Raw genomic sequence first — 25,956 nt, 5'->3', positions numbered from 1 at the left:
CACTCGCCATATATTTCACTTTATGAACTATTCAATAATAAAAATACCTACTGCCCTTTTGTGGAGTGAACTCTGGCTGGCGATCCGTAACAGGTTGATGTTAGGTTGCGCTAAAGACCATAGGCCGTCCGGCCCCTCGCGCATCCGCGCACGAGATCCTTTAAGCTAATGAAAAATATCAAAGAAAAGTCCGCGCAACTGGCTCTTGTCCTTGGCGCAGGTATAGCAGGCGCCTTTTTCGCGGTTCTGATCGGGATGCCGATCCCGTTTCTTATCGGCAGCCTGCTGGCGGCAGCCATCGTGTCCTTGGCATACGTTGGAAAGACGGGTCAGAAGCTCTTCTATCCAGAAACACTTCGGCGCGGGTTTATCGCCGTCATTGGGACGATGATCGGATCCACCTTCAGCCCAGAAGTATTGCAGATGGCCCCCATCCTGCTGGTGACCCTGACCGCGATGGCTGTGTTCGTCGTATTGGTGCAGGGCGCAAACTTTGTCATTTTCCGCAGGCTCGGGGGCTACGACACCGCAACCGCCACTTACGCTGCGATGCCCGGCGGGTTGATCGAGGCGATCACGCTAGGTGAAAAGGCGGGTGCCAATGTCGAACAACTGAGCATGCAGCACTTTGTGCGCATCGTGGTGGTTATTGTATCGGTTCCAATGTTGTTTTTGGCCGTTACCGGCGAAAGCGTCGGCTCTGCTGCCGGGGAGACTCTTGAACGTTCTCCGGCTGATCTTTTGGACTGGGTGTTGGTCGCAGTCTTGGCAACTGTCGGGTTTTGGGTCGGGCAGCGCCTTAGATTGCCTGCTGCTCCGCTGACGGGACCCTTGATCATCACGGGTGTTCTTCAAGCTACGGGCGTCATTGATTTGCAGGGGCCAACCAATCTCTTGAACATTGCCCAGTTGATCGTTGGCGCCGGTCTTGGTGCCCGCTTCTCTAATGCAACGCCATCACAAATGGTGCGGTCATTGGGGCTTGGGTGTGTCTCGATCACCGTAACGCTTCTGATCGCCTCTGCCCTAGCGCTTTTGCTTGTGCAATTGGCCCCGGTGTCCTTCCAGACGATGCTTATCAGCTTCGCCCCCGGTGGCGTGACCGAGATGAGCCTGATCGCGCTGACACTCAACGTCAGCCCGGTTCTGGTATCCGCACATCATCTGGCGCGGATTTTGATGACCGTGGCGATGATCAGCCTATGGGCCAAACTAAACGACCGCCCCTAAGGGCGGCCGGTAAGAGTCCATTCGAAAAGTAACCCTTGTCAGGCACTCAACCCCCAGCGGAAGTTGCGGCATGTCAGGGTGTGGGTCGATCAGACGAAGCGATTGACGTAGTTTTCCAACCGCTCCTGACGGCCCGAACGAGGTTCAGGGTTGATACCTTCGGCCAGAACACGCGCTTGAATCGAAGCTAAATCGCTGTTCAGCATCGCTTTGGCACCATCGGTCGACCAGCCTGCGTAACGCTCTGCAAGGAACGCCTCTAGGCCACCGTCTTCCAGCATCGCGGCGGCAGCTTTCAGACCGCGCGCGCAGATGTCCATGCCACCGACATGGCTGGCGATCAGGTCAACAGGATCGATCGACTGGCGACGGATCTTGGCGTCGAAATTCGTACCGCCACTGTTCAGACCGCCTGCCTTCAGGATGTGGTAATAGGCAAGCGCAACTTCAGGCACGTTGTTTGGGAACTGGTCGGTGTCCCAACCTGACTGATAGTCGTTCCGGTTCATGTCGATGCTGCCCAACATACCTTCTGCGGCTGCGACAGCGATCTCGTGCTCGAAGCTATGACCGGCAAGGATTGCATGCCCCTGCTCAAGGTTCAGCTTAACCTCATTCTCCAGACCGTACTTGCGTAGGAAGCCGATACAGGTGGCTGCGTCATAGTCATACTGGTGCTTTGACGGTTCTTGCGGCTTGGGTTCGACGAGGATCGCGCCTTTGAAGCCGATCTTGTGTTTGTAGTCGACGACCATGTTCAGGAACCGGCCCATATTGTCCAACTCACAGCTCAGGTCGGTGTTCAACAGGGTTTCATAGCCCTCTCGACCGCCCCACAGCACGTAGTTGTGACCGCCCAGCTTCATGGTCGCATCCAAGCAACCTTTGACCGTCGCGGCGGCATAGGCAAACACATCCGGATCCGGGTTGGTCGAGGCTCCACCCATCCAGCGACGGTGGCTGAACATGTTGGCAGTACCCCACAGAAGCTCTACATTCGAGGCTTCCTGCTTTTCACCCAGATAGTCGGTGATTTCTTCCAGCGTTGCGAGGTTCTCGGCATAGATGCCCTGTTCCGGGCGGATGTCAGCGTCGTGCCAGCAATAGAAGGGCGCGCCCAGAATTTCGAACATCTCGAACGCAACATCGGCCTTCATCTTGGCACGGCCCATGTCATCCTGCGGATGCCAAGGGCGGATCAGCGTCTGACCGCCAAACGGATCGCCGCCTTCCCACGCAAAGCTGTGCCAATACGCGACTGCGAACCGCAGGTGGTCTTCCATCCGTTTACCCAGGACGACCTCGTCCGGGTTGTAGTGACGGAACCCTAGTTCGGCTTTGCTGTCGGGACCGACAAATTTCTGCGGCTCAATGCCTTCAAAAAATCCTGTACTCATCAGGTCATTCCCTTTGTGTAACGGCCCCTTTCGGGGCCGCGTATTTCTGTTCTTTTACGATGCGTCAGCTTCGCCAGGGTTTTTGCCAAGAATGATCATGCCAAGCAGGTCGTCGTCAGTGACATCGGGGATGTTCACGGTGCCGACCAACTGGCCGTTCTTCATAACGCTGGCGCGGTCACACAAGTCCATCACTGCGTGAACGTCGTGATCGATCAGGAAGATACCGATACCTTCGGCCTTGAGCTGCTTGATCAGGTCCGCGACCATCTGTGTCTCGTGCGGGCCGAGGGCGGCTGTGGGCTCGTCCATGATCAGAATGCGGGCGTTGAAATAGACCGCCCGGGCAATCGCCACCGATTGCCGCTGACCGCCGGACAGGGCGCTGACCGGATCGCTGAACTTCTGGAAGTTCGGGTTCAGGCGACCCATGATCTTGCGGCATTCCGCTTCCATCGCACTGTCATCGACCAGTCCCATCGGGGTGACCAACTCGCGCCCCAGAAACAGGTTCTGCGCGGCGGTAAGGTTGTCGGCCAAGGCGAGCGTCTGGTAGATCGTCTCGATGTTGTTGGCACGCGCATCCCGCGGGTTGTTGATCTCGACATGCTTTCCGTTGACCAAGATCTCGCCGTCGTCCTTTTGATAGGCGCCCGACAGGACCTTGATCAGCGTCGACTTGCCCGCCCCATTGTGGCCCAGAAGGCCCACAACTTCGCCGGGGTGTAGATCGACGGACACATGGTCCACGGCCTTGATGCCACCGAACGCGATCGAGATGTCTTTCATTTCCACCAACGGCGTATCGCCATCAGCGCGACGCTGAGCTGCGGTTTTATTGGTATCAGTAGTCACGACGCATCTCCCAAACGTTTACGGTACAGGATGTCGATCAGAACGGCGGCGACCAGTACGGTACCAACCACGATGTTCTGGAACGGCGCATCAACGCCAACCATCGCCATGCCGGACTGCAGAGCCTGCATGATCAGGGCCCCAAGGATTGCGCCATGGATCGTCCCGAAGCCACCCGACAGGGCGGTGCCACCGATGACGGCCGCCGCGATCACGCGCAGTTCGTCCAGAGTCCCGATGTCGTTCGAGTGGTTGGACAGGCGGGCCGAAGCAACAACCGCTGACAGGGCACAGAGGAACCCCATCAGGGCGAAGAGTTTCACGGTCAGAAGGCGGGTGTTGATGCCCGACAGGCTGGCCGCTTCCGGGTTGCCACCGGTTGCATAGATGTAGCGTCCAAGGCGGGTACGACGTCCGACAAGGGTCATGGTGATCGCGACAATGATCAGGATCAGAACCGAAACCGGCAGACCGTACCCAACTGTCAGACCTTCTGGCATGACCTCACCGCGGGCCTCAAACATGCGCTCTAGACGGCGGGTGGGGATCGTATAGGCGTTTAGGGTTGCGATGAAACCGCAGATCAAACCCAGGATCATTGCAGACAGCGTCACCTCGGCCCAGATCGGCTTGACCGGGAACCCATGCGAAGCCTTGGCGCGGCGAGCGCCCCAAAGGGCCCAGATCGCAATCGCCGATGCAGCGAAGGCCAGGATCCAGCTCCAGCTGGTGCCAAGGGTGCCGTTGGTTCCGCCAAAGACCAGGAAGTTCTGATCAAGCGGGCCAATGGTCTGGCCGTCAGTCAGGTACCAGGCAACGTTGCGCCAAACAAGGAACCCACCAAGCGTCACGATAAAGGCGGGGATTGTCAGGTAGCCGACCAGCCAGCCTTGGAAGGCGCCAATCAGGGTGCCGACAAGCAAACCGACGAAGATCGTAATGACCCAGATCATCGGGTGACCCAGACCAAGACCCAGAACATTGGGAAGGATATGGGTCTGCGTCATCGCCATGACAGCCGAAGTTGTCGCCAGCAGTGCGCCAACCGACAGGTCAATATGGCGGTTCACGATGACGAAAACCATGCCAGAGGCCATGATTGCGACCGAAACCGTCTGGATCGTCAGGTTGAAAACGTTTCGTGGTGTCAGGAAGCGTCCATCTGTCAGGATGTTGAACCCGATACAAAGGATGATAAAGGCGCCAATCATGCCCAAAAGTCGAGTGTCCAGTTCCAGCTGCTGGAACAGGTTGCCGCTCTGCTTTTTAGGGATTGGCTGATTTGTGGTGCTAGCCATGCCAGACCTCTTCATTCAGCGCGATTTTTATAAGGTAGACTGTGGCCCTGACCTAACTGGGCCACAGAATTCGGTTAGCCGTTAGTTACACGGCGCAGGGCCGTTCGAAACGCCCTGGCACAATGCGTCCTTGCTGATCCAGCCCGCATCAACAACAACCGTCAGGTTGTCTGCGGTGATCGGAACCGGCGCCAGGAAGCTGGCCTGAAGGGTGGTACCCGAAGGCGAAGTCCACTCGGAGTAACCTTCTGGCGTTCCACCACCTGCCAAGGCTGCGGCAGCCTCGCCAGCGGCTTTGCCCAGCTCGCGGGCGTCTTTCCAGACGGACACAGTCTGAGTACCCAGAGCAACGCGGTTCAGCGCGGCGTGGTCGCCATCCTGACCCGAGACCGGAATACCTTCCATGCCCTGCGCGGTCAGCGCAGCAACAACACCACCTGCGGTGCCGTCGTTCGACGCGACAACCGCGTCAACTTTGTTGTCTTGCGCAGTCAGGATCTGCTCCATGTTGCGCTGTGCGTTCGCCGGCAGCCAGCCATCGGTATAGGCTTCGCCGACAATCTTGATGTCACCGGATGCAACCGCATCTGCAATGATCTCTTGCTGGCCACCACGCAGGAAGTCTGCGTTCGGGTCAGTCGGGGAGCCCTTGATCATGACGTAGTTGCCTTTGGGCATCGCCGCGAATACGGCACGAGCCTGCATGCGGCCGACTTCGACGTTATCGAAGGTCAGGTAATAGGCACGCGAGTCTTCGATCAGGCGGTCATACGCGATGACAGGAATGCCTTCATCTGCTGCAGCTTGAACTGCCGGGCCAATGGCCTGCGCGTCTTGCGCAAGGATGATCAGAGCGTCAACGCCCTGAGCGATCAGGCTTTCTACGTCGGAAAGCTGCTTCGAAGAAGACGACTGCGCGTCTGCCGAAACGTAAGTTGCGCCTGCTGCATCCAATGCAGCAACGATGGCCGCTTCGTCAGTCTTCCAGCGTTCTTCCTGAAAGTTCGACCAGCTCACGCCGACCGTCATATCCGCATAGGCTGCGGTGCCCATCAGAACGGCAGCAGCCGTTAACCCGAAAATACGATTCATGGTTTCCTCCCAATTAACAGGACCGTTTTCTTCGATCGAATGCGATTCGCGGCCCCTGTGTAGTGTAGATAGCATATTAATTTCATCCAGTAAAATAATAAAGTCTGTTCTTGCTCTGATGATTTGGTTAAAGTGCTGAAAAAATGAGATTCCGAGGGGGGCGGGACGCTGAAAAACAACCAACTTCAAAACGGCTTGGACCAAAGAAACGTCACTCGCCTCAGGGTCTTAGAGCAAATTCGGACCTCTGGAGCGATATCCAGAATCGACATTGCCGCCGCGCTGAATACCAGCCCCGCGACCGTCACAACGGCAACCGCCGATCTGATGAGCGCTGGATTGATTCGAGAAACAGCCGGAGACTCTCCCGCCGACTCAGGCAAGCGTGGCAGACCTCGCGTGTTGCTGGAGTTGGACCCAACGTCTCAGGTCATTGCCGGTCTGAAAATTGCGCGCGATATGATCCTGGTGATGCTTGTCGATTTCAAAGGAAACGAGATCAAGCAAAGCCAGTACATGCTGCAAGACCCCCGGATGCCTGCGGACACATTCGTACAGGAAATCCGCAAGGCCGTTGAAGAGACCTGCCATCAGGCTGATCTGTCTTTGTCTGACGTCTCAGGCATTTCGATCGGCCTCGCTGGCATGATCGATGCAGAGCGAAACTTTGTTTATTGGTCCTCCTCGATCACTGAAAACAATGTCGATTTCCGGCCTAAACTGGAAGCAGGCCTCCCCTGCCCCGCGTTTATCGAAAACGACGCAAACCTTGTCGCCAAGGCAGAACAACTGTTCGGTCTGGGGCGCGGACATAGGAATTTTCTGGTCGTCACAATCGAACACGGCGTCGGCCTTGGCATCATCCTTAACGGCAAACTTCACCGGGGCGAACGCGGGTGCGGCGCGGAATTCGGTCACACAAAGGTGCAGTTAGACGGCGCGTTGTGCCAATGCGGGCAGCGCGGGTGCCTAGAGGCCTATGTCAGTGAATACGCCCTGATGCGCGAAGCTGTCATTGCGATGCAGGACAGCTCTCCGAAATCGGTTTCGGACATTCAGAAAAGAGCGGATGACGGAGACATCGGCGCAAAGTCCGTTCTGGAACGGGCCAGCCGCATGTTTGGCATGGGCGTATCCAACCTGATCAATCTATTCGACCCTGAACAGATTATCGTGTCTGGCGCAAAAGAGAACATTGGTCACTTGTGCTCTGACGAAGTGCTAGAGCGCATCAAGAGCAACGTGGTAAAGGTTGATGCGCCGCTGCCCGAGATCAAACCTCATGACTGGGGCGATCTAATGTGGGCCAAGGGCGCCACGGCCTATGGGATCGAACAGGTCTCGATTTTGAAGGTGAAAGAGATGGCCTCTCATGCGTCCTGAGCTGTTTTGGGCACTGTGCCTGTCGACAGCCGCCCTTCCCGTTTGCGCGCAGCCGAGTTTTGAGCAGATCGACGCCCCCAATCACGTCTATGATGGCGGATGGGAGCATTTTGTTGGTGGCGGGGTCGCGGTATTCGACTGTGATGGCGACGCATTGCCCGAGATATTCTTGGCAGGCGGGACCAACCCGGCGCAGCTGTTTCGGAACCGTTCGGCTGAAAGGTTGGATTTCGCAGCAGGAACACCCGAAAGCCTGCAAATAACTGGCGTCACTGGCGCCTACCCCATCGATATCGACAGTGACGGGCAGATGGATCTTGCCATTCTGCGCGTCGGACCAGACTTGCTTATGCGCGGGTTACCCGACTGCGAATTCGCCCCCTTCGAAACGCTTGGTTTTCAAACTGAAGACCATTGGACCACTGGTTTCTCGGCCACGTGGGAACCCGAGCAGACCCTGCCAACGCTTGCCTTTGGCACCTATGTCGATCGCAGCAACCCCGACGGGCCGTTTGGCGCCTGTGGGCCGACGGTTCTGTACCGTCCAGACGGCGACCGCTATGCCCCGCTCTTGGATTTGCAACCGGGTTTCTGTTCATTATCCATCCTGTTTTCCGATTGGTCCCGATCTGGCCGCGCTGACCTGCGCGTTAGCAATGACCGACATTATTACGTGCGCGGTGGGCAAGAACAGCTTTGGTCGATCAATGGGGACCCCCGTGAATTCACGGCGGATGAGGGCTGGATGCCTTATTCCATCTGGGGGATGGGGATCGCCTCTCGCGATATTTCTGGTGACGGCTTCTCGGACGTCTACCTGACCTCGATGGGTGACCAAAAACTGCAAATCTTCGACCCAAGCGCGGACGGACCGACATGGCGCGATGCGACCTATGAGCGGGGCACCACCGCGCACCGGCCGCATTTTGGCAACGATGGGCGACCGTCAACCGGTTGGCACGCGCAGTTTGCTGATGTCGACAACGACGGGTTGGACGACATCTTCGTGGCCAAAGGCAATGTGGAACAGATGCCCGACGCCGCGATGCTGGACCCCAACAGCTTGCTGATGCAAACCGCATCCGGTGATTTCAAAGAAGGCTCGGCCGAAGCGGGTGTCGCCTCAATGGCGAAGTCCCGCGGCGCTGCCGTGGCCGACCTGAACGCAGACGGCTGGCTTGATTTGGTTGTGGTCAATCGCGCCTCTACCGTCGAGCTATTCCAGAACACCACAACAAACGGCAACTGGCTGAAAGTGACCCTGACGCAAGACCGCCCCAACCCCATGGCCATCGGTGCGTTTCTCGAACTTAAGACCGAACAGGGCGTGCAAACTCGAGAGATCACCATTGGTGGCGGACATGCCAGCGGCATCGCAGCGGCAGAGCACTTTGGCTTGGGTCCTGCAGAAACCGCCGAGATACGAGTGATCTGGCCGGGCGGCGAAATCGGAGATTGGCAAAAGGTTCAGGCCAACCAGACCGTGACCCTTAGCCGGTAACTACTGATCTACCGGCAAGCCACTGGGCACCTGTTTCGGCACACCAAGCCGCTCTGCCGGGTCTTCGAGGCTCTTGAGGAAAGCAAGTATCGCAGAGATCTCGGCGTCGCTTAAGGCGAGAGGTTCAAGATCATTCGCTTCGGCAATCTTTTGGGTCTGCTCCTTGTTCTCCAGTTGGCTTGTATCGACTGCCCCCGGAAACGCGGGCAGTACCGCCTTCGCCAGCGAAAATTCGGTTAAGGATTGCACGGGGTCCAGATGGTGCCGAACCATATCCTCTAGCAAGGCAAAAGCCCCATTGTGCCCATAGGGGGCCGTCAGTGTCACATTGCGCAAGGATGGGGTACGGAAGGCGAAGGCATCAGCGGCATCGCCAGTCACGCGCAGTCGCCCGTCGTCCCGCGAGTGGTTCTCGAACCGTGCGGCCTTGCCCGGGCCAATCTGTGGCAACGCAATAGCGTGGAAGTCGTGATCTGTCTGGAACCAGCCAGAGTGGCAGGTTCCACACCCGGCCTTGCCATAGAAAAGGTCCATCCCCTCCTGCGCCTCTGCCTCCAAGGGCTTTTCCCCCCACATCGCCTGATCAAAGGGGCTGTTGTCAGCCCGCCATTCAAAAGCAATGAAATCGGCGATCACATTGGCGATCTCTGCAAAGGTGATGTCTTTGTCAGGCAGAGCGTCAGAAAAGCGTTGCTTGTATTCCGGGATGGCCTCGACCCTTGCCGCGATGATGTCCCATGCGCCGCCTTCCGGGGTGATCAGCCCCAGACGCACAGCTTTGCTGACATCATTCTCGGAATAGTGCCCGGCCATTTCATCGGCCGACAGGACCGGAAACATCGCCTGTGCAGCCAGAGCCGACTGAAACCCCTCTGTCATCTGCATCCCCAACGGGGTCCGGATGCCATTGGGTTGGGACGGGTCAGTCTCTAGACGGCCATCATGAAAGAAGGTCGTGAATTCCGAGGCCCCAAGGTTCCACAGGGCCGGCGCGTTGCGCGGGATGCGTTGTTCAGGTGGGTTATCGGGATCAATGCGGCGATCTGGGCCAAGGCCAATACCGCCCTCTCCGATTGCCAGCGACACCCCATCCGAGGTCCCATGCCGCGGGTGATGGCAGGTCGCGCAACTGACGTTTCGATTGCCCGACAGGATCGGATCATAAAACAACAACCAGCCCAGCTCGACCCGCGCCATGTCTGGTGCGGGAAATTCTGGGGCCGGACCAATATCCAGCGCCATCGCGCTGCCCGACATCAAGACACCCAGAAGCGTTGCTCGGATCATGCGCCACCCTCGTCAATTTCAAGCGCCAGCACCTGCCGGTACGGTTGGTCTGGCGTGAAGATCATGGATGGAAAGCTTGCCACATTCGGTGCATTCGGAAAACCGGAAGGTTCAATACACATACCGCCGTTTTTAGTGAAAGGCGTCGAGAGTCCGCGACCGGTGTACACCTGCGCCCCGGGCTGATCGGACCAAACCCGCATTCCCAGACCCGATGGCGCGCGCAGCTCTGCGATAGGCTGGTCCATTCCGGGGGACCGGAAGGTATAGAAATGATCCAACTCTGGTGCATCACCTAATCTGCGAAAGGTTCCGAAATCCAGATTACCTGAAGCTTTGTTCAACTCCCCCGTTGGGATGCCGTCGTCTCGCTTGGCCAGGCACCGGTCAGAGGCCAGCTTTAGCTTCAGGTGCAGGGCGGTGTCTTCCCCAAGCGTGTAATAATTATGCTGCGCAAGGCTGATCGGCGTGGGACGGTCCGGCTGCGCAAAGAACGTATATGTCAGCCGCGGCGCCTGCAGTTTGACCGAAACCGTAAAGACCACACGACCGGGAAAGCCCCCCGCACCGTCTTCCGACAACAAACTGAAGCGCGCCTCTTGCTGGGACACCTTCTCGGCGATCCAGTTCTGACGGGCCAGACCCATAGCCCCACTATGCAGACAGTTTGCGCCTTCGTTCGCATCCAGCAGAAATTCAGCTCCATTCATGCTGAACCGAGCACCACTGATCCTGTTAGCGACACGCCCCACTATGGCCCCCATAAAAAATGGGTCGGTCAGATAGTCGGCAGGCGCTTCATACCCAAGGATCAAGGGCGTATCGCCAAGCCACCAACCTTGCGTGATCGCGCCATAGCTTAGCAGCGCAACCCGCATCGAGCCGTCAACGAGCTCGACGCTTTCGATGGTATCGGCGGACACGACCACAGCGGCCTACCTGCGCGCCATCGGCGCGAGGGCCTGATAGTAGGCACGGAAGGTCTGATACGCGGCCTCGTATGCATCAACCAGATCTGCGCGTGGCGCGATGGTTTCTGCGATATCGGGGGGCGTCATCACCTCTTCCGGGCTGCGACCGGTGACGGCACAGATCGCAAGGCGCGCAGCACCAATTGCCGGGCCAAGCTCACTTCCACCCGGCAGGCAAAGAGGCAGGTTCAGGACCGTCGCCAACGTCTCTAACCAGAACCGCGAACGGGTCCCGCCACCAACGGCCATAAGGTATTCGACATTGGCCCCGGTGACGCGCAGCGCCTCCAGATTGTCGCGCAGGGCAAAGGCCACGCCCTCCATGACAGCTTGGGTCAGGTCGACAGGACCAGATGCGATATCAACACCAAGAAAGGCACCGCGAATATCCGCGTCATTGTGCGGCGTACGTTCACCCGACAGATACGGCAGGAAGGTTGTGCCCAACGGCCCCGAGACCGCGCTAGGCAAAGCCTTGGCCAGTTCTGCCGGAGGTTTTCCAAGATTGCGCGCCAGCCAGTTCAGGCTGTTGGTTGCCGACAGCATGACACCCATCTGGATCCAGCGATTTGGCACAGCGTGGCAGAAGCTGTGGACCGCCGTTTCGGGTGCCGGGGCATAGCTTTCGCGGGCCAATAGCAAGACACCAGAGGTGCCCAGCGAGATGAATCCCTGCCCTTCGTTCAGGCAGCCGATCCCGCAAGCCGCGGCAGAGTTATCCCCCGCGCCGCCGGCAACGATCACGGGGCCAGCAAGCCCCCACTCCCGCAAAAGATCAGATTTCAGCTCTCCGGCCGGCTCGCTGCCTTCGACAAGGCCAGGCATCTGGGACGAGCGCATTCCACCAAGTGCCAAGGCTTCATTCGACCACTCCCGAGCTCCTACATCCAGCCAAGAGGTTCCCGCGCTGTCTGACATCTCGCTGAGATATTCACCGGTCAGCCAGAAACGCAGATAGTCCTTGGGAAGAAGAACCATGGATGTCTTTTCAAAAACCTCCGGCTCATTCTCGCGCACCCAATCCAGCTTTGGTGCCGTAAAACCAGGGAAGACGATGTTGCCCGAAATCTCGCGCATCCGAGGCAGCTTATCCAGCCGTTCAGCCTGCTCTGCCGACCGGGTATCATTCCACATGATACAGGGGCGCAGCACCTCGCCATCGGCATCCAGAAGCGTCGCACCATGCATATGACCGCTAAGACCGATACCGCGAATTTCGGAGAACGAATCAGCATTGGCCGCACGAAGCTGAGCGACCACATCCTGACATGCAGCCACCCAATCTGCAGGGGTTTGTTCTGACCAGCCGGGGTGTGGCGTTGACGTTTCAACCTGCGCCTCTGCCTCTGACAGCACAGCGCCTTCTTCGGTTGTCACGACTCCGCGCAAACCCGATGTGCCCAAATCTAAACCTAGATACACGGCACGCTCCTCCCTTTATTTTAATTTCTAAATTAAATGGCCAAACAATCAGAGTCAATCCACTCCAGAGTTGTCATGCAAACGCGTCCAACTTGCGCGCTTGTGCCCCGCGCGGACTGATTGATCCCGCAGAACGGGGCGCACAACAGGTAGAATTTCGGGATGAGATCGCCCAGACTTCAAAGCTTGACCGAGAATGTCAGACTGGCACCTCGATCCACCTTGTTGATCACCAACGCCCCGCCGTGACGCTCTGCCACTGATGCCGCGATTGCAAGGCCAAGCCCACTGCCCTCGGACGGTTCGACCTGAGAAAAACGGCCCAAAGCGGCTTTGCTATCCGCAGGGGACAAGCCCTTGCCGTCATCCTGAACGGTGATGAATGCAGCGTCTTTGATATCGGTCAGCGTAACCGAGATCGAGGTCAGTTGGTCGCCGCCATGTTTCAGCGCATTGTGGATCAGGTTCTTGACTGCCTCTGCGATGAAAACCCGGTCGCCACTGATGGCGATGGGATGATCGGGCGCGTCGAGCGAAAACTCGACACCGCGCGACATCACATCCGGACCGACCTCGGCGCATGTTTTCTGCAGCTCAACCGTCAAATCGAACTGCTCTTTCTGACCGTCTTGCATTGGCTCGCGCAGACGATCCATCGACAACAATTGTTCCGCAACGCGCGCAGAGGCGCGGGCTGCGATTACCAACTCCTCGACGCGGCGACCGCGTTCGTCTGTGTTGGGGGCATCGCGCAGCGCTTCTGCCATGGATTGGACCGCAGCAGCCGGGTTACGCAATTGATGAGCGGCGTTGGAAATGAAGACCTGATGCGCCGTCATATTGGCTTGCACCCTGAAAAACAGACGATTGAGCGTGTCGACAATCCCCTTCGCTTCTTTTGGCACGGGGCGCTTTATCTCGCTTAGATCGTCAGGAGAGCGCATCGCAATCGCCTGCTGTAGGTCGACAAGCGGGCGTAAGCCGCGCTCGACGCCAAACCAAACGACCACCGCCAAGGTTAGAAGCAACCCGCCGATTAGCGCGACAGCACGCAAGGCAAGCTGGGCCGCAAAGCGATTTCGATCCGAAATTCTTTGCCAGACGGTCACCACCGCATTGCCTGCCACCCCTTCGATGAGGACCTGTTCGGTAATCTGCAAAACGCGGACGGCTTCATCGCGGTATGTCGCTTCGAAAAATATCGGATCAGAAAGCTGGGTCGCGCGCAAAACGTTCGTCGTGGGTGGATAGGCGTAGCCGGTCACATAGATGCCTCCCGGCCCCGTCACGTGGTAAAAGACCTGCCCTCCGCTGGCATCAAAGATCATTTCGCTGGTCGAGGGCAGCAAGGCATCCCCGCCCGAGATCGCTACATCGCGAGAAATCGCAAGTGCCGAAGACAGAAGCGACCGGTCAAACAGCTCTTCCGCCGTTTTTTGCGCAACCGTTAAGCGCCAGAACCCCAATAAGACAGCCATGAACAAAAGCGGCGTCAGGATCAGGAAAAACAGGCGTTGGCGCAGGGAATACACATGCGTCATGTCTGGGCCGTCTCCAGCATGTACCCCAGACCGCGCGCGGTTTTGATGACCACGCCATGCTCTGCCAAACGACGGCGCAGACGCGAGACAAGGGGTTCAACCGCTGTGTCATCGACAGCCGCCCCGACCCCATAAACATGGTCGGTCAGTACCGGCTTTGAAACGATCCGTCCGCGCCTTTCCAACAGACACTCCAGCACCGCCAGTTCCTTACGCGGAATATCCAAACTCTCTCCGTTTGCAGTGACCTGCCGGGACGTTCGGTCAAAGGAAATCACGCCGATGGTTTCGACCGCTCCAAAGGCCAGATTCTTGCGGCGGGACAAGGCCCTGATGCGGGCCTCCAACTCGTCCATTTCAAATGGTTTAACCAGATAATCATCTGCGCCAAGGTCCAACCCGGCGACGCGATCGCTGGTCTCGCTTCGTGCCGTCAGCAGGATAACGGGCGCATTGTCACCGCGCGCGCGCAGGTTTCTGAGAATATCCAGACCGGTTTTTCCCGGCAAGTTGATGTCCAGAACCACCAGATCGGCCCCTTCCCGGGCCAGAAACGAATCTGCCTCTTCGCCGTCGTTCAAGACATCCGCCGCATGACCACGGTCACGCAGGCGATAGGAAATCGCCTTTGCAAGGGTCTCATTATCTTCGACAACGACAATCCGCATCTTTGGTCCCGCAAGGTTCACGCAAGGTTGGGCTCCCATGATCGGCAGATCGGAGGGGGAATCAATCCCCGTAATTTGTCAGACAAGGTCGCCTCAAGGGCGTCTGTGTGTTTGACTGGTCATTAGGGAGGATCATATGACCATTTCCAAATTCACTCGTCGTGCCATCGTCGGCATGATCGCGGCTGCGGGCATTGCAGCACCGGCCGCTGCCGAAATCGACTACACCGGCAAAACCATTGAATGGGTGATCCCCTTCTCTGAAGGCGGCGGATCGGCCAAATGGGCCAACTTCTATGCACCGCTTCTGTCCGAAGCACTGCCGGGCAACCCCACTATCGTGGTAAAGTTCATGCCGGGCGCGGGCTCGACCAAGGGCGCGAACTGGTTCCAGAATCAGGAATACAAAGACGGCACCACCGTGTTCAGCTCTTCCGGCTCCACCCAGTTCCCCTACCTTCTGGGCGATCCGCGCGTACGCTATGAATATGCCGACTGGCACCCCGTTCTGGCCTCTGGTACCGGCGGCGTGGCCTACCTGAACCCCGAGGATGGCGCCAAGTTCGACGGTTCGGCCAATAACCTCAAGGACACCGATTTCATCTACGGTTCGCAGGGCGCAACCCGTCTTGACCTTGTGCCGCTGCTGGCTTGGGAAATGCTGGGCATGAATGTCGAGCCGGTCTTCGGTGTAAAAGGCCGTAGCGACGGTCGCCTGATGTTCGAACGCGGCGAAGCCAACATCGATTACCAGACCTCTTCGGCCTATCTGGGCGCGTCGGTTGGTCTGGTCGAGGCTGGCACTGCGGTTCCCATGATGACCTGGGGCGCACTTGACGACGATGGCAACATTGTTCGCGACCCGACCTTCCCCGACATCCCAAGCTTCAAAGAAGTTTGCGAAGCCACCGATGGCTGTGAAACCAGCGGAGAGTCCTGGGAAGCCTGGAAAGCCTTCTTCATCGCCGGCTTCCCTGCACAAAAGCTGCTCTTCCTGCCCAAGGGCGCACCTCAGGAAGCGATCGACACTTGGGTTACGGCGCTGGAAGAAGTCAAAGCACGCCCTGATTTCGCTGAAATCTCGGCCAAGCGTCTTGGCATCTATCCGCAGATGACCGGTGAGACGGCACAACTGGCGCTGGACAGCGCGACCAAAGTTCCCGACGACGCGAAAGCCTTCGTCGTCAACTGGCTCAAAGAAGCCTATGGCGTTGAACTGAAGTAAGCACTTCGCATCAGGCGCGCCCCCAAAGGGCGCGCCACTTTCAAATCTGACATTTTATCGAAAGCGAGTCCTATGGAGATGTTCGCGACCGCACTTCCTGCGCTTGGTGACGCGTGGGCTCTGATCCTGCAACCTATCGTTCTTGGCTATCTTGTGCTGGGTGTCGTGATGGGTCTTGCAGTAGGTGTATTCCCCGGCCTTGGCGGCATTGCCGGCCTGTCCCTTCTTCTGCCCTTCATGTTCGGCATGGACCCGATCCTTGGTCTGGCGCTGATGATCGGGATGGTTGCGGTGGTTCCAACATCGGACACGTTTGCATCTGTCCTGATGGGGATCCCCGGCAGCTCGGCCTCGCAGGCGACGGTGCTGGACGGCTTTCCAATGGCAAAGAAAGGTGAAGCCGCGCGGGCCCTGTCGGCAGCGTTCGCGTCGTCACTGTTCGGCGGTCTGGTGGGCGCGAGCTTTCTGACCATCTTCATTCTGGTCGCCCGCCCCCTTGTTCTGGCCTTTGGCCTGCCCGAGATGCTGATGATCACGATCCTTGGCCTGTCGATGGTCGCCATTCTGGCAGGCCGCGTCGCGCTGAAGGGGCTTGCTGCTGCGGGCCTTGGCCTGATGATCGGAACGATCGGCGAGGCTGACGCGGGCGGCAGCCTGCGCATGGCCACCTACGACATTCCCTATCTGACGGACGGCCTGAAGCTGGTCATTGTCGGGCTGGGCATCTTTGCCATCCCCGAGATCGTTTCGCTGCTGCGCCAGGACCGCTCCATCGCCAAAGGCGCAAGCCTTGGGGCCGGCTGGCTGGACGGGGTGAAGGACTGGTTCGCCAATATCTGGCTGTCGGTTCGCTGCTCGATCATCGGCGTCGTTGTTGGCGTCATCCCCGGCTTGGGCGGATCGGTTGTTGACTGGATCGCCTATGGCCACGCGGTCCAATCCACCAAGGACAAGTCGAACTTCGGCAAAGGCGAAGTGCGCGGCGTGATCGGGCCGGAAAGCTCGAATAACGCGAAAGAGGGCGGCGGGCTGGTCCCCACCCTTCTGTTCGGCATCCCCGGCTCTGGCTCGATGGCGATCTTTATCGGCGCGGTGGCCCTGTTGGGTTCCGGCGATATCGAGGTTGGTCCGGGCATGTTGAAAAACAATCTGGATATTACCTATTCGATCGTCTGGCTGCTGGCCCTCGCGAACGTTGTGGGCACGGTGATCTGTATCGCGGCATCTGGCGGCATCGCCAAGCTGACGACAATCAAGTTCACCTATCTGGCGCCGTTCCTGTTCATGCTGATCAGCTTTGCGGCCTTCCAGTCGGGACAGAACTTCGAAGACCTGCTGGCCCTGTTTGTGATCGGGTTGATCGGCATCTTCCTGCGCCGCTTCGACTGGTCTCGCCCGGCTTTCCTGATCGGCTTTGTCCTGTCGAACCCGGTTGAGAAATTCACCAATCAGGCCTTCCAGATCGCCAGCTTCCGCTTCCGCAAAAGCTTTGAAGAGGGGATCGAGTATATCTTCAGCCCCATCGTCATCGTGCTGATCATCGTCACTTTGGTGTCGGTGGTGCTGGGTATCCGCCAAGCCAAGACGATTATGGCCGAGGGTGAAGTTCAGTCCGGCAGTAAACGCGCTCCGCTGGTCTTCCTGCTGGTTATCGCCGGTTACCTGATCTTCGCACTGATCAACGCCAACATGATCCCCGACTACAACATGACCGACAAGGTGATCCCGCTGGTCGTTGGTAGCGTCTCTCTGGGCTGCTGCCTGATCCTTCTGATCCAGATGATGCGTCGCCCCGAAGGCGATGCGATCTTCGCGGACAAGGAAGTCGCGGGTGAAGATGCCGAGGCCCCCTATGGCCTTTGGGGAACGCTGCTTTGGTTTGGCGCGCTGATCGCGGCCACTTGGTTCGTCGGCTTCATTCTGGCCTTGGTCGGGTTCCTGATTGCCTTCTTCCGCTTCCGTGCAGGATCAAGCTGGCTGCAGACCCTGATCCTGACCGCCTGTGGGATCGGCTTCATGTGCCTGATGGCAGGCGCGCTGAACCGCGACTTCCCTCCGGGTCTACTGCAAGCCGCTGTGGAACTGCCTTGGCCGCTTGGAGGTGGTTAAGCGATGCCGCTGAAGCTCCTTTGCCTGCAAGGTGACGGGATTGGCCCAGAGATCATGGAAGCCACCCTTACCGTGCTTAATTCGGTTGCCCCTGCATTGGGGCAGCCGATTGAATTGGCCCATGCCGACATCGGCTTTGCCTCGCTTGAGAAATCCGGCTCGACCATTACACCAAAGGTGATTGACGCCGCAGAAGCCGCAGACGGGGTCATTCTTGGCCCGGTTTCGCACAACGCTTACCCACCCCGCGAACAAGGTGGGCTCAACCCTTCGGGTGTACTGCGCAAAGAGCTGTCACTCTTCGCCAATCACCGCCCGGCATCCACGTGGAGCGGCCTTGAGGCACCGACCCGGGTCCCCTTCGATCTGGTGGTGATGCGCGAAAACCTTGAAGGCTTTTACGCTGATCGCAACATGCATTCGGGCAGCGGCGAATTCATGCCCGACCCCGACACGGCGATGGCCCTTCGCAAGATCACCCGCGACGCCAGTATGAATATCGCCCGTGCCGCGTTTGACCTGGCTGAAACGCGCCCCGGCAAACACGTCACGGCCATACACAAGGCCAATGTGATGCGTGTCTCTGACGGGTTGTTCCTTGAGTGTTGCCGCGAAGTTGCCGCGGACCATCCCCAAGTCGTCTATGACGAACTTCTCGTAGATGCTGCTGCCGCCCATCTCGTTCGAAACCCCGCCCGGTTCGACGTTCTTGTGACAACAAACATGTTCGGAGACATCCTCTCTGATCTCGCTTCTGAGCTTTCTGGCGGCCTTGGCCTCGCCGGGTCGCTCAATTTCGGACATGACCACGCCATTGCGCAGGCCCAGCACGGCTCTGCCCCCGACATCGCGGGACAGGATAAGGCCAACCCGGTCTCGCTGATGCTCTCTGCTGAAATGCTTTTGCGCCATCTCGGCGAGGGTCGCGCTGCGGACCTGATCCGCACCGCAGTCACGGCCGCGCTCGCCTCTCCTGAAACCCGCACGGGCGACCTTGGCGGTGCGCTCGGCACACAGGCTTTTGCCACTCACATCACAACGATCATCCAAGAGAAACTCCAATGACCCAAACCGGCATCCCCTATATCTTCATGCGCGGCGGCACCTCCAAGGGCCCCTACTTCAATCGGGCCGACCTTCCCGAAGACCTCGACACGCTCGCCGAGGTGTTGATTTCTGTCGTGGGCTCGGGCCATGCGCTCAATATCGACGGGATCGGCGGCGGGGCCGCTGTGACCACCAAGGTCGCCATGCTTTCCAAAAGCGAGGAAGACTGGGCGGACATCGACTATTTCTTCGCGCAGGTCTCTGTCGAAGAAAAGCTGGTCGACTTCAAACCCACCTGCGGAAACATCCTGTCAGGGGTTGGACCTGCCGCCATTGAAATGGGCCTGATCGCACCGCAGGGCGACAAGACGGAAATCAAAATCCGTGCCGTGAACACAGGCGCTCAGATAGTGGCCACTGTAGAAACGCCCAACGGTGAATTGACCTACGATGGGGATGCAGAAATCGCGGGTGTGCCCGGAACCTCTGCGCCTGTGTTGCTGAAATTCATGGGTGTCGTCGGTTCTTCAACAGGTGCCTTCCTGCCCACCGGCAACCTTCGCGACACGATCGACGGAATCGAAGTCACCTGCATGGACGTCGCCATGCCCGTGGTCATTGCCCGCGCCGATGCTTTTGGGCTGACTGGTTATGAGTCCGCGGCAGAGCTTGACGACAACCGCGCCTTCTTTGACCGGATGGAAGCCATGCGCCTGAAGGCCGGCGAACTGATGGGCATGGGCGACGTGACCAAATCGGTCACGCCCAAGTTCGGGCTCTTGGCCCCGGCAACCCAAGGCGGGACGATTGCTGCGCGCTATTTCATGCCTTGGAAAACCCACCCGACCATGGCCGTGACTGGCGCGCAATGTCTGGCCTCATGCGCATTGACGCCTGGATCGGTTTCTGACGGGCTTTTGAACCGCCCCAACGAAAACCCCGCCAATGTCGTACTGGAACATGCCTCGGGCACCATCGACGTCTTGGTCGATTCCACGAACGAAAACGGGTTCGAGCTGAACGCCGCCGGGCTGGTCCGTACCGCGCGCAAGCTGGCCGACGGGCAGGTCTATGTACCGCGCAATGTCTGGGCCGGGCATAGTTCTTAAATAACGCAATCAGGAAGCTAGGAAGATGACCCTTTATGAAGCGCAGGATCAGGTATCGGCTGCCATAAAAAGCCTGACAGCAGTCCGCGATGCACTTGGACAGAAACTTTCGAAACCGGGGTTGGACCTGCAAGATCCGGACAACGAAACAAGACGCCTGTCGGACTTGCATGATCGCGTGGCCCGGGCCATTCAAGCTTATAAGTAATCAGCGGAGTTAGTGATGAAGGTACATATTCTGGACGACTGGTTTGACACGCTGCGTGGTCTGCCTTGCTTCGCCAAGCTGGCGGGCCATGACGTGACCGTCTGGACCGATCACGCCTCGGATATCGACACTTTGGTCGACCGCCTGTCTGATGCCGAAGCGTTGGTTCTGTTTCGCGAACGCACCAAGGTGACCCGTGAATTGCTAGAGCGTCTTCCAAACCTGCGTCTGATCAGCCAGCGCAATGTTTATCCGCACATCGACGTGGAAGCCTGCACAGACCAAAACGTGCTTCTAAGCTCCATGATCCCCAGCGGGTCCACGAACTATGCCGCGGCAGAGCTGACCTGGGCACTGATCATGGCTGCAATGCGCCAGATTCCGGCTCAGATGGCGTCGACCAAGGCCGGCAAGTGGCAAATGGGCGTGGGCAAGACCTTGAACGGGCGTCGTCTGGGGCTTTACGGCTATGGCCGGATCGCCAAGGCCGTCGAGGGATATGCCAAGGCGTTCGGAATGGAGGTTGTTTGGTGGGCCTCTGAAGACGGTCGCGCCCGTGCGCTCGCCGACGGCGCAACCGTAGCAGCCAGTCGCGAGGCCTTCTTTGCAGAAAGCGATGTCGTCTCGGTTCACCTGCGCCTGAAGGCCGAAACGCGCGGGATCATCACGGCGCAGGATCTGTCACAGATGGGCCAAGATGCGGTCTTCGTGAACACCTCTCGGGCAGGACTTCTGGAACCTGGTGCGCTGTTGGGGGCCTTGAATGCGGGCCGCCCCGGAACGGCTGCCATCGACGTGTTCGACACCGAACCGATGACCGACCCGTCCGACCCGCTTCTTTCGCATCCCAACCTGATCTGCACACCGCATATCGGCTTCGTCACCGAAGACGAGTTTGAGGTACAGTTCAGCGACATCTTCGATCAGGTCAACGCATATGCCGAAGGCGCGCCGATCCACATGATCAATCCCGAGGTTTGGACCTCATAAATCGCGCAATAATTGGCGCCCCGGTGATCACAAGGACGATACGTAGCAGGTGGTGGGCAATGACAAAGCCAAGATCTGCCCCTGCCACAATCGCCAGAACGGTCATCTCGGCTTGACCACCGGGGGCGAACGCCAAGAAAGCTTCGACAGAGGGCGCCAACCCAAGCGAGGTCGCCAGTTTCGCAAAGAACGTGGCGAGGATCGCAAGGATCATAACAAAGGCAACGCCCGCTGACACGATCTGGCGCAGCTCTTTCAGGGTCACACCCACATAGTGCACCCCTACCCCAAGCCCGATAAAGAACTGAGCGGCCAGGATGGCCTCGGCCGGTGGCCGTGAATGGACCAGATCGCCAAGGGACAGGGCCGTCGCAACGATCATCGGACCAAGGATAGAGGCCCCGAACAGTCCGATCCGTTCGCCCCCCTTCCACCCGATCAGGGCAGCGGCAACCATCAACGCCATTTCTGTCAAAGGCAGCTCTGCCGCCGGGCGACCAATCGGGTTGGTCAGCCCCGCCCCGTAAAGCGTGGTCAGAAGGACCGGCGCGATGGTGACGATCATCAGCACTCGCGTAGCGTGAACAAGCGACAGGATACGTGGATTGCCCCCTGCCTCTTGCCCGAAGATGATCATGTCCTGCAGCCCGCCGGGCATCGCAGCATAGTAAGAGGTGACTGGATCAAACCCGCAAACCTTGCGGAAGTAGGGAACGCCTATCAGCCCGATCGCCAGAAGATAGACGGGGATCAATGCGACCGAGCCCGCCATCTGCGGCACCTGGGCCAGCACTGCCGGTGTGATCGAGGTTCCGACAGCAATTCCAAGGATCGTGCGTGCCCCAACCGAGATCTGGCCAAAGCCTTTCAGCCGCACGCCCGACAGAGCCGCCACCAGACACCCGGCCATTGGCCCAAACAGGAAGGGCAGCGGCAAGTTGAGCCCATAGAAAACCCCTAAGCCAACAAGGGCCGCGATGAGTGTCTTCAGGCGCGCTTGGAAGTCAGTCAACATATCTACACCTTGCCGCTTAATAGGATGCGGTCTTTTCTTCAGTATCCTGAGAGCAGCCGAACAATTGGTTGGGGCCGCAAGTCAATTCGGATCTGTTTCGCTGCTGCGCCAGTTCGCTTAGGCCCGATGCTGCTTCGGGCGCGTGGCGGGCGCAGGCTGTCGGTTCTGTTCTTCCCGGATCAGGGCTGCAAGCCGATAGAAGCCATGCGCCATTTTGCTGTACGGTGTCAGAAGGAAGAAACTCAGAACCGCGCCCAGGTGCAGCGCCAGCAGAAGCGGCATGGCTGCTGTCCCTCCAAGCGCATAAAGCACCAAACCACTGAAGGCGACAAAGCCAAGAAGCAGGATAAAGGCCATCTCGGCGCCCCAAGCTTTCACGTCGGCGAGGTTTTTGTCTGCCTTAGTCTTCAGCACCGCCATGCCGATGGTGCCGGCGGTCAGCAGAATACCTCCGGGCACGCCCAGCAGCTTTGGCAAAGAGAAAAACGAATAAGGCGCCTGCATGCCAAACGCATAGTGCATCACCGTCCCGGCAGAGGTCGACGCAAAGCACAGTAGGAAACCATACATGACGGCCTGATGCACATGGCGACGCGCGTGTGAGAATCGATCCTCGTCCTCGAAGTTGCAGCCATCACCGTGGCCCGCCGCGAGGTTCTTCATCTTTGCAGCCGAGCCAAGCGCGGCCGTGATATGAGACAGGCGAACAGACCCCCCGCCCACCGATGTCCAGTAAGCACGCAGGCTGATTGCAAGGCTGAGCAGCGGGAACAGAAAGGCAGGCGCAAAGATCGCGACCATCGCATTGTGAGACAGCGCGGCATAAAAGCCTTCGCCCCCAGCTGAACCGATCGCCCGGATCGCCCAGAAAAGAACCGCAAAGCCAAGAACGCTGAAGGCCGCAATGCGCAACCCGTGGGTCTGGAAGGCGCGGGCAAAGGGGCCGGGCCATGCGAAACTTTCCCAACTGTCGCGGCGCACTTCGGCCAATGCTTTGGGCAGGTTCAGGTCGAACTCATGCGGTGCCGTGTATTGGCAGGCATAGTAACAGCCCCGGCAGTTATGGCAGAGGTTGGCAAGCTGGGTCAGGTCGCCATCCGAAAAGGCCCTTTCCCGATGCAGCGCCGGAAAGACAGAGCAATAGCCCTCGCAATAGCGGCAGGCGTTGCAAATCTCGGCCTGACGGCGGGCCTCTTGAAGCAGATCAGTTTGCATAGGCGGCGGCCTCTCGTCCTGCGATGCGTCCAAAGACGGTTCCAATAGTCATGCCGTAACCAGCCAGATAGCCCTGCCCCAAGATCGACCCGGCCATGGTTTCACCCGCAGCCCAAAGGTTTTTGATCGGGCCATCGGCGGTCGAACATTGCGCGTTATCGTCAACCTTGAGACCCAGATAGGTGAAGGTCACACCTGTGCGCAGCGAGTAGCCATAGAATGGCGGTTCGGTGATCGGGCGCGCCCAGTTGGTTTTGGGCGGCTCAATACCCGTGGTGGTGACCCCATCCAGTTCTGTTGGGTGGAAATTAGAGGTATCCCCGCAGGCGGCGTTAAATTCTTTAACCGTAGCCCGCAGCTTGTCGGCGGGCAGGTCCATCATCCCAGCCAGTTCCTCTAGCGTGTCCGCTTTCAGCGGCGGGAAGACCGACGGCATGAACAGGTTCAGCGACTTAGCATCGATGATGACGTAGCCGACCTGATCGGGCTGCGCGGCCACCAACCGGCCCCATATCGCATAGCGTTTGGGCCAAGTGTCCTCGCCTTCGTCATAGAAGCGTTCTGCGTCTTTGTTCACCACAATCGAGAAAGGAACACAGTCCAGACGGGTCACGATCCCGCCGTCGAACTTGGGCGCACGACCGTCAATAGCAACAGCGTGGCACTGGGTCGGGTCGCCAACCGACTGAACCCCCTGCTCTAACAGATCAGCCAGAACGACCCCGCGGTTATATGGCGTTCCACGGATCAGGAAGTTCTTTGCGGGTTCGCCCCATGCGCGGGTCAGCCAATCGGTATCGGCCTGGAACCCGCCCGAGGCGACGACAACGGCCTTCGGCGTTATCCGATGGCTTTGACCTTCATGGGTGTAATCCACCCAGTCGATCTGATCGCCGTTCAGCTCTAGATGCGTAACCGCCGCTTCGTACAATACGTCCACGCCCAAATCTGCGGCGGTCCGGTAGTACGCATTCACAAGCGACTTCCCCCCGCCCATGAAAAACGCGTTGGTGCGGGCCAGCGACAGGGTGCCCGACAATGACGGCTGGAAACGAACACCACGTTCTTCCATCCATGGCAGGCACTCCTCAGAGGTGCGAATGGCCAGACGCGCCAGTTTTTCATCGGTTTTGCCCGCAGTGACCTTCATAAGGTCGGCAAAATACTCTTCTTCGCTGTAGCTTTCGACCAACGGGCCAAGTGGACCCGCGTGCATGCAACGGAAGTTGCGCGTGTGGCGAGAATTCCCGCCGCGATAGGCTTTGGGCGCGGTCTCTAGGATCAGCACTTTGGCACCCGCTTCGGCGGCCGTCATAGCCGCGCACAAAGCGGCGTTGCCACCGCCGATTACCGCAATGTCATATTCAGTGGTCATGGTCATTGTCCCTTTGAAGCCGGGATATCAACCGCCTTTTAATTTGACCAATGATGCTTTTACGTCGATTATTGCATAATGCGCATAAATTATGATTTCAGTGACCTAGAAGCCTTTTTGACCGTCAAGGAAACCGGCTCTTTCAACCTTGCGGCCGACCGGCTGAACCTGTCCCAATCAGCCGTTACGCGCCGCGTGCAAAAGCTTGAGACAGCATTGGACACCGTCCTGTTCGAGCGCACAACCCGTGCGGTCAAACCCACCCTCGCGGCCAAACGCTTGCAGGCGCGTGCCGAAGCGATCCTTGAGAATGCCCGTGAAACCACCTTGGCCATGCGGGACGAAAGCGTGGCCTTCGCCCACCAGCGCAATGCACTTGTGACCGTCGCCATCATTCCAACCGTGGTAAAATCCATCCTGCCCAGAGCCATCCGTCAGTTCCACGAGGAAGGTCAATCTGCCCGTTTTAGGGTTCTGGACCGCAATGCCAACGCCGTTGCCGAAGCTGTCGCCAGCGGAGAGGCGGATTTCGGCATCTGCTCGATCCCCGAGCTAGAACCCAACACCCGGTTCGAGCCGCTTTTTGACGATCAGATCGTGCTGGCCCTGCGCGCGGAACATCCTTTGACTGCGAAAGAAAGGGTCACGTGGACTGACATCGCCGGCGAGGAGTTGATCGTGCCGACAAGAGGCACGGGAAACCGGCTGCTGATCGACGAGGCCATGGCTCGCGCGGGCTTGCCGCTTCCGTGGTCCTACGAAATCCGCCGCTCTACCACAGCGCTGGATTTTGTGTCTGAAGGGATCGGCCTTGCCCTTTTACCCCTGTCTGCTGTTGCATCCTTTACGGACAAGCGTGTGACTTTCAGACCCATCGAAAACCCAACCATCCTGCGGCCTGTTGGAATTCTCGACCGGGTGGGACAAAAGGCAACGGCGTCAGAAGATAGTTTCAAGGACATCATCCGCGCCATTACCGCCGAACTGTAACACGAAGGTGCTAGCCCCATGCTTCAAG

At 58.5% G+C, this 25,956-nt stretch carries 22 protein-coding genes; 10 read left to right on the top strand and 12 right to left on the bottom strand.

Translation table 11 applies throughout. The features are described 5' to 3' along the window. Positions 1–168: 168 nt before the first annotated feature. Positions 169–1,230, top strand: a complete 1,062-nt coding sequence (locus tag CLM58_RS07310) for an AbrB family transcriptional regulator (protein WP_095595291.1) — start codon at positions 169–171, stop codon at positions 1,228–1,230. Between the two features lie 89 nt (positions 1,231–1,319). Here CLM58_RS07310 and xylA read toward each other — a convergent pair whose 3' ends face one another. The 4 genes from xylA to xylF all read right to left on the bottom strand — a co-directional run bounded on the left by xylA (position 1,320) and on the right by xylF (position 5,872). Further along, positions 1,320–2,627, bottom strand: coding sequence for a xylose isomerase (gene xylA, locus CLM58_RS07305; protein ID WP_095595290.1), 1,308 nt, complete (start codon positions 2,625–2,627; stop codon positions 1,320–1,322). A 54-nt stretch (positions 2,628–2,681) separates the two neighbouring features. Then, positions 2,682–3,416: an ATP-binding cassette domain-containing protein gene (locus CLM58_RS07300; protein ID WP_095595587.1), complete on the bottom strand. Its 735-nt coding sequence runs from the start codon at positions 3,414–3,416 to the stop codon at positions 2,682–2,684. A 62-nt stretch (positions 3,417–3,478) separates the two neighbouring features. Continuing rightward, a complete protein-coding gene (locus CLM58_RS07295) occupies positions 3,479–4,780 on the bottom strand; it encodes a sugar ABC transporter permease (RefSeq protein ID WP_095595289.1) in 1,302 nt (433 codons plus the stop codon). A gap of 81 nt (positions 4,781–4,861) precedes the next feature. Next, complete coding sequence (xylF, locus tag CLM58_RS07290; RefSeq protein WP_095595586.1) at positions 4,862–5,872, bottom strand: D-xylose ABC transporter substrate-binding protein; 1,011 nt, start codon at positions 5,870–5,872, stop codon at positions 4,862–4,864. Positions 5,873–6,067: 195 nt separating this feature from the next. Between xylF and CLM58_RS07285 the strand changes: the two genes are divergently transcribed. Further along, positions 6,068–7,255: an ROK family transcriptional regulator gene (locus CLM58_RS07285; RefSeq protein WP_229666231.1), complete on the top strand. Its 1,188-nt coding sequence runs from the start codon at positions 6,068–6,070 to the stop codon at positions 7,253–7,255. Then, positions 7,245–8,756 carry a CRTAC1 family protein gene (locus CLM58_RS07280; protein WP_095595287.1) on the top strand — a complete coding sequence of 504 codons (1,512 nt, stop codon included), beginning with the start codon at positions 7,245–7,247 and terminating at the stop codon, positions 8,754–8,756. The genes CLM58_RS07285 and CLM58_RS07280 overlap by 11 nt, the downstream gene beginning before the upstream one ends. Here the strand turns inward: CLM58_RS07280 and CLM58_RS07275 are convergent, their stop codons facing one another. The 5 genes from CLM58_RS07275 to CLM58_RS07255 all read right to left on the bottom strand — a co-directional run bounded on the left by CLM58_RS07275 (position 8,757) and on the right by CLM58_RS07255 (position 14,645). Further along, the gene (locus CLM58_RS07275; protein WP_095595286.1) at positions 8,757–10,043 is read right to left on the bottom strand and encodes a cytochrome-c peroxidase; all 1,287 of its coding nucleotides are present in this window, start codon (positions 10,041–10,043) and stop codon (positions 8,757–8,759) included. After that, positions 10,040–10,966: an aldose epimerase family protein gene (locus tag CLM58_RS07270; protein WP_143226538.1), complete on the bottom strand. Its 927-nt coding sequence runs from the start codon at positions 10,964–10,966 to the stop codon at positions 10,040–10,042. The genes CLM58_RS07275 and CLM58_RS07270 overlap by 4 nt, the downstream gene beginning before the upstream one ends. Before the next feature lie 12 nt (positions 10,967–10,978). Next, positions 10,979–12,436: a xylulokinase gene (gene xylB / locus CLM58_RS07265; protein ID WP_095595284.1), complete on the bottom strand. Its 1,458-nt coding sequence runs from the start codon at positions 12,434–12,436 to the stop codon at positions 10,979–10,981. A 179-nt stretch (positions 12,437–12,615) separates the two neighbouring features. Next, positions 12,616–13,977: a sensor histidine kinase gene (locus tag CLM58_RS07260; protein ID WP_095595283.1), complete on the bottom strand. Its 1,362-nt coding sequence runs from the start codon at positions 13,975–13,977 to the stop codon at positions 12,616–12,618. Next, entirely contained in the window at positions 13,974–14,645 is a 672-nt protein-coding gene (locus tag CLM58_RS07255; protein WP_095595585.1) for a response regulator transcription factor, read from the bottom strand. The genes CLM58_RS07260 and CLM58_RS07255 overlap by 4 nt, the downstream gene beginning before the upstream one ends. Before the next feature lie 136 nt (positions 14,646–14,781). Here CLM58_RS07255 and CLM58_RS07250 point away from each other — a divergent pair, with 136 nt between their 5' ends. The 6 genes from CLM58_RS07250 to CLM58_RS07225 all read left to right on the top strand — a co-directional run bounded on the left by CLM58_RS07250 (position 14,782) and on the right by CLM58_RS07225 (position 21,333). Further along, positions 14,782–15,870: a type 2 periplasmic-binding domain-containing protein gene (locus CLM58_RS07250; protein ID WP_188720559.1), complete on the top strand. Its 1,089-nt coding sequence runs from the start codon at positions 14,782–14,784 to the stop codon at positions 15,868–15,870. 72 nt (positions 15,871–15,942) lie between these two features. After that, entirely contained in the window at positions 15,943–17,979 is a 2,037-nt protein-coding gene (locus CLM58_RS07245) for a tripartite tricarboxylate transporter permease (RefSeq protein ID WP_095595282.1), read from the top strand. Between the two features lie 3 nt (positions 17,980–17,982). Then, positions 17,983–19,044, top strand: coding sequence for an isocitrate/isopropylmalate dehydrogenase family protein (locus CLM58_RS07240; RefSeq protein WP_095595281.1), 1,062 nt, complete (start codon positions 17,983–17,985; stop codon positions 19,042–19,044). Continuing rightward, positions 19,041–20,135: a 4-oxalomesaconate tautomerase gene (locus CLM58_RS07235; RefSeq protein ID WP_095595280.1), complete on the top strand. Its 1,095-nt coding sequence runs from the start codon at positions 19,041–19,043 to the stop codon at positions 20,133–20,135. The genes CLM58_RS07240 and CLM58_RS07235 overlap by 4 nt, the downstream gene beginning before the upstream one ends. A gap of 25 nt (positions 20,136–20,160) precedes the next feature. Continuing rightward, positions 20,161–20,343 carry a hypothetical protein gene (locus tag CLM58_RS07230; protein WP_095595279.1) on the top strand — a complete coding sequence of 61 codons (183 nt, stop codon included), beginning with the start codon at positions 20,161–20,163 and terminating at the stop codon, positions 20,341–20,343. 15 nt (positions 20,344–20,358) lie between these two features. After that, entirely contained in the window at positions 20,359–21,333 is a 975-nt protein-coding gene (locus CLM58_RS07225; RefSeq protein WP_095595278.1) for a D-2-hydroxyacid dehydrogenase family protein, read from the top strand. On the opposite strand, the gene CLM58_RS07220 is transcribed toward CLM58_RS07225, so the two are convergent. The 3 genes from CLM58_RS07220 to tcuA form a co-directional block, all read right to left on the bottom strand. Then, positions 21,308–22,348: an AbrB family transcriptional regulator gene (locus CLM58_RS07220; protein ID WP_095595277.1), complete on the bottom strand. Its 1,041-nt coding sequence runs from the start codon at positions 22,346–22,348 to the stop codon at positions 21,308–21,310. The two genes, CLM58_RS07225 and CLM58_RS07220, sit on opposite strands and share 26 nt — an antisense overlap. 117 nt (positions 22,349–22,465) lie before the next feature. Further along, a complete protein-coding gene (gene tcuB / locus CLM58_RS07215) occupies positions 22,466–23,563 on the bottom strand; it encodes a tricarballylate utilization 4Fe-4S protein TcuB (protein ID WP_095595276.1) in 1,098 nt (365 codons plus the stop codon). Continuing rightward, positions 23,553–24,938, bottom strand: coding sequence for an FAD-dependent tricarballylate dehydrogenase TcuA (gene tcuA / locus CLM58_RS07210; RefSeq protein ID WP_095595583.1), 1,386 nt, complete (start codon positions 24,936–24,938; stop codon positions 23,553–23,555). Before tcuA ends, tcuB begins: the two co-directional genes overlap by 11 nt. Before the next feature lie 78 nt (positions 24,939–25,016). Between tcuA and CLM58_RS07205 the strand changes: the two genes are divergently transcribed. Continuing rightward, positions 25,017–25,928, top strand: coding sequence for a LysR family transcriptional regulator (locus tag CLM58_RS07205; protein WP_095595275.1), 912 nt, complete (start codon positions 25,017–25,019; stop codon positions 25,926–25,928). Positions 25,929–25,956: the final 28 nt, after the last annotated feature.

Origin of the sequence: Actibacterium pelagium (assembly GCF_002285415.1) — a bacterium.
Classification (GTDB): domain Bacteria; phylum Pseudomonadota; class Alphaproteobacteria; order Rhodobacterales; family Rhodobacteraceae; genus Actibacterium_B; species Actibacterium_B pelagium.
The sequence above is the reverse complement of the archived record's forward strand: the minus strand, read 5'-3'. Positions and strand labels throughout refer to the sequence as shown.

What these genes read in the sequence shown, in the direction of transcription:
- CLM58_RS07310 (WP_095595291.1), top strand. Translation starts at nt 169, where the DNA reads ATGAAAAATATCAAAGAAAAGTCCGCGCAACTGGCTCTTGTCCTTGGC.
- xylA (WP_095595290.1), bottom strand. Translation starts at nt 2,627, where the DNA reads ATGAGTACAGGATTTTTTGAAGGCATTGAGCCGCAGAAATTTGTCGGT.
- CLM58_RS07300 (WP_095595587.1), bottom strand. Translation starts at nt 3,416, where the DNA reads ATGAAAGACATCTCGATCGCGTTCGGTGGCATCAAGGCCGTGGACCAT.
- CLM58_RS07295 (WP_095595289.1), bottom strand. Translation starts at nt 4,780, where the DNA reads ATGGCTAGCACCACAAATCAGCCAATCCCTAAAAAGCAGAGCGGCAAC.
- xylF (WP_095595586.1), bottom strand. Translation starts at nt 5,872, where the DNA reads ATGAATCGTATTTTCGGGTTAACGGCTGCTGCCGTTCTGATGGGCACC.
- CLM58_RS07280 (WP_095595287.1), top strand. Translation starts at nt 7,245, where the DNA reads ATGCGTCCTGAGCTGTTTTGGGCACTGTGCCTGTCGACAGCCGCCCTT.
- CLM58_RS07275 (WP_095595286.1), bottom strand. Translation starts at nt 10,043, where the DNA reads ATGATCCGAGCAACGCTTCTGGGTGTCTTGATGTCGGGCAGCGCGATG.
- CLM58_RS07260 (WP_095595283.1), bottom strand. Translation starts at nt 13,977, where the DNA reads ATGACGCATGTGTATTCCCTGCGCCAACGCCTGTTTTTCCTGATCCTG.
- CLM58_RS07255 (WP_095595585.1), bottom strand. Translation starts at nt 14,645, where the DNA reads ATGCGGATTGTCGTTGTCGAAGATAATGAGACCCTTGCAAAGGCGATT.
- CLM58_RS07250 (WP_188720559.1), top strand. Translation starts at nt 14,782, where the DNA reads ATGACCATTTCCAAATTCACTCGTCGTGCCATCGTCGGCATGATCGCG.
- CLM58_RS07245 (WP_095595282.1), top strand. Translation starts at nt 15,943, where the DNA reads ATGGAGATGTTCGCGACCGCACTTCCTGCGCTTGGTGACGCGTGGGCT.
- CLM58_RS07240 (WP_095595281.1), top strand. Translation starts at nt 17,983, where the DNA reads ATGCCGCTGAAGCTCCTTTGCCTGCAAGGTGACGGGATTGGCCCAGAG.
- CLM58_RS07235 (WP_095595280.1), top strand. Translation starts at nt 19,041, where the DNA reads ATGACCCAAACCGGCATCCCCTATATCTTCATGCGCGGCGGCACCTCC.
- CLM58_RS07230 (WP_095595279.1), top strand. Translation starts at nt 20,161, where the DNA reads ATGACCCTTTATGAAGCGCAGGATCAGGTATCGGCTGCCATAAAAAGC.
- CLM58_RS07225 (WP_095595278.1), top strand. Translation starts at nt 20,359, where the DNA reads ATGAAGGTACATATTCTGGACGACTGGTTTGACACGCTGCGTGGTCTG.
- CLM58_RS07220 (WP_095595277.1), bottom strand. Translation starts at nt 22,348, where the DNA reads ATGTTGACTGACTTCCAAGCGCGCCTGAAGACACTCATCGCGGCCCTT.
- tcuB (WP_095595276.1), bottom strand. Translation starts at nt 23,563, where the DNA reads ATGCAAACTGATCTGCTTCAAGAGGCCCGCCGTCAGGCCGAGATTTGC.
- tcuA (WP_095595583.1), bottom strand. Translation starts at nt 24,938, where the DNA reads ATGACCACTGAATATGACATTGCGGTAATCGGCGGTGGCAACGCCGCT.
- CLM58_RS07205 (WP_095595275.1), top strand. Translation starts at nt 25,017, where the DNA reads ATGCGCATAAATTATGATTTCAGTGACCTAGAAGCCTTTTTGACCGTC.